Genomic DNA, 10,030 nt, shown 5'->3' with positions numbered 1-10,030 from the left:
GCAAGATCGGACCTTCCAGGCCGCGCATAGACGAGCCGATCCCCCCGGGGGTCGGCTCGTGTCGTTCGGAGCCAAAAGTGAGTCGCCGAGCGCTGGCATGGGCGGCATCTCGGCGCCGGCTCTGGCAAGATAGGCGCTTTGGAAGCGCAAGGGATTCGCATGGCACAGCTATTACGTATCGTGATGATTCACGGCCATCTCGAGGGCGTGGTGGAGCTGAGCCTCGAGGGGCACACCAATATCTGCGGCACCAATGCCTCGGGGAAGACCACCCTGCAACGGCTGGTACCGGTCTTCTTTGGCGAACTGCCCAACCGGGTCGTCCCCAAGACGCGTCTCAAGTTCGACGCCTTCTACCTGCCGCATCGCAACAGCTACCTGGTCTACGAGTATCGCCGCGAGGAGGGGGAGCTCTGCCAGGCGGTGCTGACCCGCAAGAGCGAGGGGGGGGTGGAGTACCGCTTCGTCGGCGCGCCCTACCGTCCCGAGGACTACCTGGTGCACAGCGAGGGCGGCGTCACCGCCCTGGACTACGCCCAGTGGCTCGCCGGCCTGCGCCGCCAGGGCATCGACACCTCCCACAAGCTGGGCGCCACCTCCGAGTATCGCAGCGTGATCCAGAACGACTTCACCCAGCAGGGCGCCGGGCCGGGCAGCCGCCGGGAGGGGTTGCGGCTGCGCCAGTTGGCCGCCCGCTTCAGCCTGGTGCGCCCTGGCCAGCGGCTGCGCCATATGGAGAAGCTGGTCTCGGCGGTGCACGCCAAGGAGGGCAAGATGGACACCCTCAAGACCATGCTGGCGGCGATCTTCGAGGAAGATGGCGTCGAACTGCCGGTGACCCGGATTCGCAACACCAAGGCCCGGGAGTGGATCGCCCGCATGCGTCAATCCATGCGGCTCGCCCCCCTGCAGCGTTCGCTGGAGGCGCTGGAGCGCCTCGATCGCGAGATCGCCGACCTCGAGGCCGCACTATGGCAGCTCCGGCCCCAGCTCGAGGCCGACCGTCACCGGGCCGAGCGCGCCAGCGCCGATCTCGAGGCCCAGCTCGGTGCCCGCCAGCGCGACTTCCAGGCTCGGGAACAGGCCTTCGAGGAAGCGCGCAGCGAGCTCAACGAGCGCCTCAGCGAGCTCGACAGCGAGCTGGATCAGACGCGCCGGGTGCTCGATGACCTGCAGCGCCAGTTCGAGGCCTATGAGGAGGCCGATATGGCCGTGCTCGAGCGCGACCTCAAGGCGTTGCCCCAGTGGCGCGAGCAGCAACAGCAACTCCGCGACCACCTCGAGCTGATGCAGCAGGCCGCTAGCGAGAGCAAGGCGCGCCTCGATGCGCGACTCGTCGAGCTCGGCGACCTGCTGAGCCGGCACGGCGAGGAGATCCAGGCGCTGATCGATGCCCTGGGCGAGGAGAAGGAGGCCTGCCGCGAGACCCAGAACGCCGAGGAGCGTCGCCTGGACGCCGACTATCAGGCCCGGCGTCAGGCCCTGGATGACGACTACCGCGCTCGATTGGCGCAGGGCACCGCCCGGCTCTCCGAGCTCAAGGCACAGCTGGCCCATCATGCCCAGACGCCGGAGGAGGGCCGCGAGGCGGAACGGGCCCAGGCCCGGGTCGATCAGGCCCAGGCGGGGCAGAGCGCCGCGGCGGCGACCCTCGATGGCCTGCGTGCCGAGCTCGATGCCGGCAAGCAGGCCCGGGGCCAGGCCGAGCGCGACCTGGAGCTGGCACGGGCCCAGCGTTCCCGGGCCGAGGCCCACCTCGAGGCGCTGCGGGTCCAGCGCGACCCCGCCCAGGGCAGCCTGCGTCACTTCCTGCGTCACCACCGGCCGGGCTGGGAGCAGGTCCTGGGCAAGGTCATCGCCCCGCCACTGCTCGAGCGCCGCGACCTGGCCCCGCAGTTCAATGAAGAGGCCAGCGATGACCTCTTCGGGCTGGTCCTGGACCTCGCCGCCATCGCCCTGCCCGAGTATGCCCGGGACGAGGCCACCCTGCTGGCCGATATCGACACCGCCGAGCGCTCGCTGGCCGCCGCCCAGGAGGCCGAAGGGGCCGCCGAGAAAGCCCTGAAGGCTAGCCACGAGGCGGTGCAAGCGCTCGCGGCCCGACTCGATCGGGCCCGCGCCGACCAGCGTCGCGCCGCCGAGGAGGTCGACTACGCCCTCCAGGCCCGCGGCCAGTGTCAGGAGCGTCACGCCACCGCCCGCCGGGCCCGCCAGGCCGCCGCCCGCGAGGCCCTGGAAGAGCAGGAGGCCCGGCAGCAGGCGCTCGACGAGGAGCGCCGCCAGGCCCTGGAGGCGCTGGACGATGGGCACCGCGGCCAGCGCCTGGAGTTGACCGCCGACTTCCAGGGGCGATTGACCGCCTTCGATCAGCAGGTGGCCCGGCATCGCCGCCAGTGGGACGAACACAAGGCGGAAAACCGCCGCCAGCGGGAGGAACTGCAGGCCGCCTATGACCGTGAGCTGGCGGAACGGGGCGTCGATACGGCGAGCCTGCGCGAGACCCGTTCGCGCCTCGAGACCCTGGGGCAGCGCATCCGCCAGACGGCCGAGCGTCGCGACGAGCTGGACGACTATGCCCGTTTCATGCGCGTGGAGTGGGGCGAGCGCAAGCCGCAACTGGTGGAGAAGGAGGCGCGGCTCTCCCGCGAGCGTCAGGCCGCCGAGCGCGAGCGCGAGGCCCTGAAGGTGGCCTTCCAGGCCGACCGGCGCGAGCATCAGGCGGCGGTCAGCGAGCTCAAGGCCCGGCGCGGCGCCGAGCAGCAGCTGCTCGAGACCCTGGCGCCGCTGCTCGCCCGGCTCGAGGCCCTGAGCCTCGACCCCGACACGACGCCCCGCGGCGAGGCGCCGGGGGATGCCGAGGAGCGTATCGAGCGCACCCGCCAGGCGCTGGCCGATCACGCCCGGGCGCTCGACGAGCTGCGTCGCGGCGGCGAGAAGATCGAGGCCGACCTGATCAAGGGCGCCAGCGCCGATTTTCAGGCGACCCTGGAGGCCGAGCGCGCCCGGCTCGAGGAGGCCGGCCCCCGTCAACTGCTGGCCGTGCTGCGGGGCATGCTGCAGCTGCTCGAGGGGCAACAGCAGCAGCTGTTGCAGGAGGGCCGCAACCTCTCCGATGACCTCGACAAGTTCTTCACCGTGTTCCGCGATCTCAATCGGCGCATCAATGCCCAGAGCCGGCGCCTCTCCGACGAGGTCGCCGACGACCTGCGCCTGGAAGGCATCGGCCGCGCCGAGGTCAAGATCCAGTCGACCATCGACGAGCTGGGTTTCTGGGAGCCGCTCAAGCGCTTCGCGAAGCGCTACCACGAGTGGCGCGACTCCGGGCAGCCGCTGCCCGGCGACGACTATCTCGATGCCCTGGCCGACGTGGTGGAGCTGCTGCGCAGCGATCAGCGCTATGACTTCGAGAGCCTGCTGCGCCTGGAGCTGCACCTCAACGAGGGCGGCACCGACCTGGTGATCCGCAACGACCGTCAGCTGCTGGAGTCCTCCAGCCACGGCATGGCCTACCTGATCCTGTGCAAGTTCCTGCTCGCCTTTACCCGGCTGCTGCGCGGCGAGGCCCGGGTGGCGATTCACTGGCCCATCGACGAGATCGGTACCCTGGCCTACCACAACGTCGAGAAGCTCTTCGACGCCTGCGATAACAACCGCATCCAGATCGTCGGTGCCTTCCCCAATCCGGAGTCGGACGTGCTGCTGCTATTCCATCACCGTTACCTGATCGATCGCGACGCGACCGACCCCGGCAAGCGTCGCCTCAAACGCATCGAGCCGCGCCTCTCGCGCCTGGCCCAGCGCCTGCAGGCGCATGCCGAGGAGGTCGCCTCATGAGCGAGTCCTCAGTGGTGGAACCCTGCATGGTGGCATTGGGGCCCCTGCTCGAGCGCCTGCTGGCCGGCGACTTCGTCTGCGCGGTCAGCGACGAGAGCGCCTTCCGGCATCTGCAGGACGAGGCGACCCGCGAGCGGATCGATGCCTACCTGCGCCCGCTCAACCGGCGCCTGGCGACCAATGCGGAGGGCAGCGTCTATTTCCTCGCCTGGCATCGACTCGACGAGGCCGCCCGCGATCAGCTCTCGCGTCAGCTCAATGACACCGTGACCAGCCTGCTGCCGCTGCTGGAGTGGTTGCAGCTGGTGCAGGAGGCGTTGGGGCGCGACGGCCTGACCGCCCCCGGCGATGTGCTCAAGCCCGCCGACTTCAGTTCCCGCTGCGAGGATAATCAGGGCCTGCGCGAGCGCCTCGAACGGCTGGCCACCGACCCCTTCTTCGGCTCTCAGAGCGACCAGCTCGATGCCCAGCTCAAGCAGGTCTTCAAGCGCCTCAAGGAGCATGGTTACCTGCTCCAGCCCCACGCCGATCGTCAGTACTTCGTGGTCACCGCCAAGATCGATTACCTGATCGAGCTGGTGCGCCTGATCCGCGACGAGGAGCAGTTGCCGGTGGACGACCAGGTGTCGGCCGGCCAGGAGCGCCTGCTGTGAGTGGCGGCGACGCTCAGGCCCTGGAGAGTCGCCTGGTCACCACCGGCGTCGAGCGCCTGGCGCTGCTGGGCAAGCATGCCGAGGCGTTGATGGCCGGCTATGCCCGCGATGAGGTGCCCCTGGAGGGGCTCAGCACCACCGCCCTGAATCGATTGCTGGCGGCGCGCATCCTGTGGCGTCCCGACGAGCAGGGTGGGGTGAAGCTCGCTCCCAAGGTGCGCGAGCTGATCGCCGAGATGCTCGCCGACGAGACGCGTCGCCACGTCAATGCTGACGTCGCCGAGACCCTGGAGCTGATGCGCGGCCTGGTGCAGAGCTACCGGGAGGCTCGCGATGCCGGGGAGTACTGGCGCCAGGAGCAGCAGCTGCTGCGCCTGCGCCAGGAGGTGGATGACCTCAACGGCCGCTTCGCCGATGCCATCGACAGCCTGTGGCGGCGCCTCAACGGCGACTTCGGCTTCGTCAGCCGGCTGGCCGACAAGATTCGCGAGAACGCCCGTGCCCAGAAGCAGATCGTGCGCCTGCTCGATGGCCTGGCGCTGATCGACTTCGACGAGCTGATCGCCCTGGTGGGCAGCGACGGCGCCCTGCGCAAGCTGCTGGTCAGTCAGTTGCAACAGCAGCTCACCCAGCACTTCACCAGCCTGCGCGAGGTGCAGCGGCGGCTGATCGAGCTGATGGCACGCTTTCGCCAGCAGCAGTCGCGCAGCCGCCTGGTGGCCGGCATGGTCGGCTTCCTGCGTGAACACCCGGACTTCGTGCCCGGTAATTACGCCAGGCGCAGCGAGGTGCCGGGGCTGGTCAATCGTGCCGCGCCCCTGAGCGCCGCGGGGGCCGCCGCCCTGGACCAGGATCCCGATGTCCGCACCCTGACCGAGCTGCTCCACCAGCTGCCCCGACCCGCCTCGCGCCCCGAGCCGGTGACCGCCGCTGGCGTCGCCCAGGCGCCCGAGGAGACCCTGGTCGCCGCTCGCCAGCAGGCCCTCAAGGAGGACGTGGAGGCCTACTACCTGGCGGTGGTGGATCGTGGCGGCGAGCCCCTCAGTGCCCTGGCGTACCTGGCGGCGGGCGAACTGGCATGGGGCGAGGAGCTCTGGCTGTTCCAGGTGATCGCCGAATACCGCGGCCTGCCGCGGGCCGAGCAGCGTGCCTTCCGCCTGGACCAGGAAGAGTCCCAGGCCGGCCCCTATAACCAGCTACGGCTGATCCATGACGTGCTGTTACGACTCGCCTAAGGCGGTCCCATGCCGCGCTCGGCCCATGCTAGAAAGCGGCTTCGGCCGGTGCCGGGAATCACTCTGGGTGAAGGCGTGCTGGGTGTTGCGGTATCCGTAACGGCGCGTTGCGATTGCTGGTCGGCGGGGCGGCGACTTCGGTGATCTTTATAATTGATAATTATTATTGTTTGGTTTAGCGTAGCGCATCGCATCATGACCATTTCCGGGAGGCGAGAGTGAATCGAACCGCCATCGCAGCGTGGCGCATCCGCGGGTTGGCAGGACTCATGGGGCTGGCCCTGAGCCTTCCCGTCCTGGCCACGACGCCCTTGGACACACATCTGGAGGCGCAGCAGGCCCAGGCGGCGTTGCAGGAACGTATCGATGCCGCCGACGACGAGAGCCGTGCCATGCTCGAGGAGCTGCGCCGCCTGGAGGGGGAGACCCGCCGCCTGAGGCTGGAAAACCAACGCCTGGCGCCGGGCCTGGAGACCCGCGCCGAGCGCCTCGATCGCCGCGAGGCGGCCCTCGAGGCCCTGGCCGATACCCGCCAGGCCCTGCCCGAATTGCAACAGGCGCTGATCGAGCGTCTCGCCGCCTGGGTCGACGCCGACCTGCCGTTCCTGGTCGAGCAACGCCGGGGACGGGTCGAGGCCCTGCGCGCGAGCCTCACCGACCCCGACCTGGACGACGCCGAGCGCCTGGAGCGCATCCTGGCGGCCTGGCGTGCCGAGCTCGACTATGGTCGCGAGATGGATGCCTGGCGCGGCACCCTGGACGCGGGGGAGGCGCGCCGCGAGGTGGACTTCCTGCGCCTGGGCCGCGTCGGCCTCTACTACCTGACCCCGGACGGGCGTCAGGGCGGCGTCTGGCTGGCGGAGCCGGGACGCTGGGATGCCCTAGATGACGCCCAGCGTCGCCAGGTGCGTCAGGGCCTGCGCATGGCCCGCGATCAACGGGCGCCGGAACTGCTGCGCCTGCCGGTTTCCCAGCCCCTGGAGGATGACGCATGAGGCTGATGTCACGCCTGACCGTGCTGTTGCTTGGCTGGTTCGTCGTCGCCCCGCTAAGCGCCGAGCCCCAGGCGGCCTCGCCGGCCGGCCTGCGCGCCGAGCGTCAGGCCGCCGAGGCCCGCGACCTGGCGCGTCTCGAGGCCTTGCTCGGCGATCGCCAGGCCCTGGAGAGCGCCCTGGAAGAGGCTCGTGCGGCCCATGCGGAGGCCGAGGCCCGTCACCGGGAACTCGTCGAGCGTGAGGCGGTGCTGGATGAGCGCCGCGAGGCCCTGGCCGCACGCCGCAGCGAGCAGGACGACGGACTGGCGTCGATTCTCGCCAGCCTGGCACGCCATGGCGGCGAGCTGCGCGATGCCCTGGCCGAGAGCTGGCTCACCACCCATGGCGCCGAGCTGCCGCCACGACTGGATGGCCAAGAGGTGCTGACCCTGGCCGACCTGGAGGCCTTCGCCGATGGCCTGATGGCGCTGACCGCCGAGACCGGCCGGGTGGTGCGCTTCATGGCGCCGGTGGCCGGCGTCGACGGCGAGATCCGCGAACGCCCGGTGGTGCGCCTGGGGGATTTCGCCGCCTTTACCCCCGAGGCGCTGCTGCGTCTCGGCGCCGACGACGCGACCCTGGCGGTGGCCGAAGGCACCCCCGAGGCACTGGCCGATGACCTGGCCGCCTTCCATGCCGGGGCGTCGCGGGCCCTGGCCATCGATCCCACTCATGGCCAGGTGCTGGCGGCCCTGGCCCAGCAGCCGAGCCTCTGGGAGCGCTTCCGGCAGGGCGGTGCCGTGGGCTATGTGGTGGTGGCGCTCGGCGCCGCCGGCATGCTGGTGGCGCTGCTGCAGTACGCCTACCTGCTGCGAGTCAGCCTGGCGGTGCGCCGCCAGCGCCGCGACCTGAAGGCGCTGCGCGACGATAACCCCCTGGGGCGGGTGCTGGCGCGCTTCCGCGCCCTCTCCGGCGAGGGGCATCCGGTGCCCGAGGCCCTAGAGGCGCGCCTCGACGAGGCGGTGCTGGCCGAGTTGCCGCGCCTGGAGCGCGGCCAGCCACTGGTCAAGCTGCTGGCCGCGGTGGCTCCGCTGCTGGGGCTGCTGGGTACCGTCACCGGCATGATCGTCACCTTCCAGGCGATCACCGTCTTCGGCACCGGCGATCCCCAGTTGATGGCCGGCGGCATCAGCCAGGCCCTGGTCACCACCGTGCTGGGTCTGATCACTGCGGTGCCGCTGCTCTTCGCCCATACCGCCCTGAGCGCCCGCAGTCGGCAACTGGCCGGCGTGGTGGAGGGGCTGGCCAGCGCGGCCCTGGCCGAGCACCTGGAAGGGCGCGGCCCGACCGCAAGCCGTGACGAGGAGCGCGCGCGTCGTGATGCCGCTCTGGCTTGAACCCCTGGAACGCCTGGTGGAGGCGGGGGGCGCGGTGCTGGTGGGGATCGCCCTGGTGGCCATGCTGCTCTTCGCCATGGCCCTGGAGCGGGTCTGGTATTTCCGCGTCACCTATCGCCGCGCCCGCCGCGAGCTGATTGGCCACTGGGTGGCGCGGGCCGATCACGCCAGCTGGAGCGCCCTGACCCTGCGCGAGGCCTGGACCCAGGCCCTGCTGCGGCGCCTGCGCCGCCCGCTGCCCTGGCTCCGCTTGCTGGTGGGGCTCTGTCCGCTGCTGGGGCTGCTGGGCACCGTCACCGGCATGATCAGCGTCTTCGATAGCCTGGCGCTGAGCGACAGCGGCCAGGCGCGGGCCATGGCCGACGGGGTGGCCCGGGCCACCCTGCCGACCCTGACCGGCATGGCCGTGGCGGTGGTGGGCCTGCTCTTCACCAGCCGCCTGGAACATATCATTCGCCGCGAGGACCAGCGTCTGCACGATCGCCTGGCCCGGGCCGTGGAGGAACGTCATGCGTAGGCGCCGTCTCGTCGCCGATGGCGGCGACGCCAATGAAGTCAACCTGACCCCGATGCTAGACGTGGTCTTTATCATGTTGATCTTCTTCATCGTCACCACCAGCTTTATCAAGGAGAGCGGGGTGGAGATCGAGCGCCCCGAGTCGAGCGCCGCCACGCCCCAGGCGGAGGCCCAGGTGATGGTGGCGATTACCGCCGAGGGGGCAGTCTGGGTGGATGGCGACCCGGTGGACCGTCATCGGGTCGGCGACAGCGTGGCTAACCTAGTCAGCGGCGAGGGCGCGGTGGTGATTCAGGCCGATCGCGAGGCCCCCACCGGGGTGCTGATCGAGGTGATGGATCGCATCCGCGAGGCCGGCGTGGCGCAGGTGGCGGTGGCCGCCACCCGGAGCGGTTCATGACCCGGGTGCCTTTCTCGGCGCTGGGCGGCGTCGCCCTGGCGCTGCTGCTGTTCTGGCTGCTGGCGCTGCTGGTGGCCCCGCCGGAGGCGGAGATCGAGGTGCTCGATGCGCCCATGAGCATGAACCTGGTGGAGGCCCCCGAGGCGGTGCCGGAGCCGAGCGTCGCCGAGGCGGCGCCACCCCAGGCGGCGCCGCCGCCTCCGCCGCTGCCCGAGCCGGCGCCGCCCCAGGCGAGCCCGGTGAGCCTGCCGGAGCCGGAACTGCCGCCCCGGGAGCTCGAGCCGGTGGAGTTCGACGAGCCGCTGCCCGAGTTGGTCGAGGCGCGTCCCGAGCTGCCGCCCGTCCCCGAGCCTTCCCCCGAGCCCGCGCCGGAGCCGAGCCCCTCACCCAGCGAGGCGCCGGCCGACACCGCCGAGGCCAGCGAGCCCGCCGGCGCCCCGGCCTCGGGGGAAGTCAGTGAGGCGCCGGTGGAAGTGGGCGCCTTGGCCCCCACCAGCCGGGTGCCGCCGGACTACCCCAGTCGCGCTCAGCGCCGCGGCATCGAGGGCCATGTGGAGCTGCGCTTCCTGATTCGCGCCGACGGTAGCGTCGATACGGACTCCATCCAGGTGATCTCGGCCCGGCCGCGCAATGTCTTCGATCGCGCCGCCCGGCAGGCGGTGGCCCGCTGGCGCTTCGCACCGGCCGAGGGGCTGCGCCGTGCCCAGCAGCGCCTGGAATTCCAGCTAAGGTAAACACGCCGATGTCCCGCTCTCTGTTCGTGCCTCCGGTGCAACCGGCGCCGCTCGCTGCCACCATCCATGGCCTGGAATTCCAGCTAAGGTAAGCAAGTCGATGTCCTGCTCTCTTGTCGTGTCCTCGGCGCAACCGGCGCCGCTCGCTGCCACCATCCATGGCCTGGAATTCAAGCTAAGGTAAGCTCGCCGATGTCCCGCTTTCTTTCGCGCCCTCTGCTAGTAGCACTGAGCCTCTGGTTGGCCGCGCCCCTGGCGCTGGCCGAGCCGGCCCTGCCCGCCGCCA

At 70.6% G+C, this 10,030-nt stretch carries 8 protein-coding genes; all 8 read left to right on the top strand.

The genetic code is table 11. The annotated features are described in order from the left end of the window. The first annotated feature begins 159 nt into the window (after positions 1 to 159). The 8 genes from HPA02_RS17315 to HPA02_RS17280 all read left to right on the top strand — a co-directional run bounded on the left by HPA02_RS17315 (position 160) and on the right by HPA02_RS17280 (position 9,744). Positions 160 to 3,834, top strand: a complete 3,675-nt coding sequence (locus HPA02_RS17315) for an ATP-binding protein (RefSeq protein WP_146804453.1) — start codon at positions 160 to 162, stop codon at positions 3,832 to 3,834. A gap of 26 nt (positions 3,835 to 3,860) precedes the next feature. Next, positions 3,861 to 4,487: a condensin complex protein MksE gene (locus tag HPA02_RS17310; RefSeq protein ID WP_146804455.1), complete on the top strand. Its 627-nt coding sequence runs from the start codon at positions 3,861 to 3,863 to the stop codon at positions 4,485 to 4,487. Continuing rightward, a complete protein-coding gene (locus tag HPA02_RS17305; protein ID WP_146804452.1) occupies positions 4,484 to 5,722 on the top strand; it encodes a hypothetical protein in 1,239 nt (412 codons plus the stop codon). The genes HPA02_RS17310 and HPA02_RS17305 overlap by 4 nt, the downstream gene beginning before the upstream one ends. Positions 5,723 to 5,940: 218 nt before the next feature. Continuing rightward, on the top strand, positions 5,941 to 6,717 hold the full coding sequence (locus HPA02_RS17300; protein WP_244945960.1) for a DUF3450 domain-containing protein: 777 nt from the start codon (positions 5,941 to 5,943) through the stop codon (positions 6,715 to 6,717). Beyond that, positions 6,714 to 8,093: a MotA/TolQ/ExbB proton channel family protein gene (locus HPA02_RS17295; RefSeq protein WP_146804451.1), complete on the top strand. Its 1,380-nt coding sequence runs from the start codon at positions 6,714 to 6,716 to the stop codon at positions 8,091 to 8,093. Before HPA02_RS17300 ends, HPA02_RS17295 begins: the two co-directional genes overlap by 4 nt. After that, complete coding sequence (locus HPA02_RS17290) at positions 8,077 to 8,610, top strand: MotA/TolQ/ExbB proton channel family protein (protein WP_146804450.1); 534 nt, start codon at positions 8,077 to 8,079, stop codon at positions 8,608 to 8,610. Before HPA02_RS17295 ends, HPA02_RS17290 begins: the two co-directional genes overlap by 17 nt. After that, complete coding sequence (locus HPA02_RS17285) at positions 8,603 to 9,010, top strand: ExbD/TolR family protein (RefSeq protein ID WP_146804449.1); 408 nt, start codon at positions 8,603 to 8,605, stop codon at positions 9,008 to 9,010. Before HPA02_RS17290 ends, HPA02_RS17285 begins: the two co-directional genes overlap by 8 nt. Beyond that, positions 9,007 to 9,744, top strand: coding sequence for an energy transducer TonB (locus HPA02_RS17280; RefSeq protein ID WP_146804448.1), 738 nt, complete (start codon positions 9,007 to 9,009; stop codon positions 9,742 to 9,744). The genes HPA02_RS17285 and HPA02_RS17280 overlap by 4 nt, the downstream gene beginning before the upstream one ends. Positions 9,745 to 10,030 lie beyond the last annotated feature (286 nt).

The organism is Bisbaumannia pacifica, assembly GCF_007989625.1.
GTDB lineage: Bacteria > Pseudomonadota > Gammaproteobacteria > Pseudomonadales > Halomonadaceae > Bisbaumannia > Bisbaumannia pacifica.
This window is presented reverse-complemented; position numbering and strand designations above follow the sequence as displayed.

Bases quoted from the DNA above. Each gene is read 5' to 3' on its own strand.
- HPA02_RS17290 (WP_146804450.1), top strand. From the start codon at position 8,077: ATGCCGCTCTGGCTTGAACCCCTGGAACGCCTGGTGGAGGCGGGGGGC.
- HPA02_RS17280 (WP_146804448.1), top strand. From the start codon at position 9,007: ATGACCCGGGTGCCTTTCTCGGCGCTGGGCGGCGTCGCCCTGGCGCTG.
- HPA02_RS17310 (WP_146804455.1), top strand. From the start codon at position 3,861: ATGGTGGCATTGGGGCCCCTGCTCGAGCGCCTGCTGGCCGGCGACTTC.
- HPA02_RS17295 (WP_146804451.1), top strand. From the start codon at position 6,714: ATGAGGCTGATGTCACGCCTGACCGTGCTGTTGCTTGGCTGGTTCGTC.
- HPA02_RS17315 (WP_146804453.1), top strand. From the start codon at position 160: ATGGCACAGCTATTACGTATCGTGATGATTCACGGCCATCTCGAGGGC.
- HPA02_RS17285 (WP_146804449.1), top strand. From the start codon at position 8,603: ATGCGTAGGCGCCGTCTCGTCGCCGATGGCGGCGACGCCAATGAAGTC.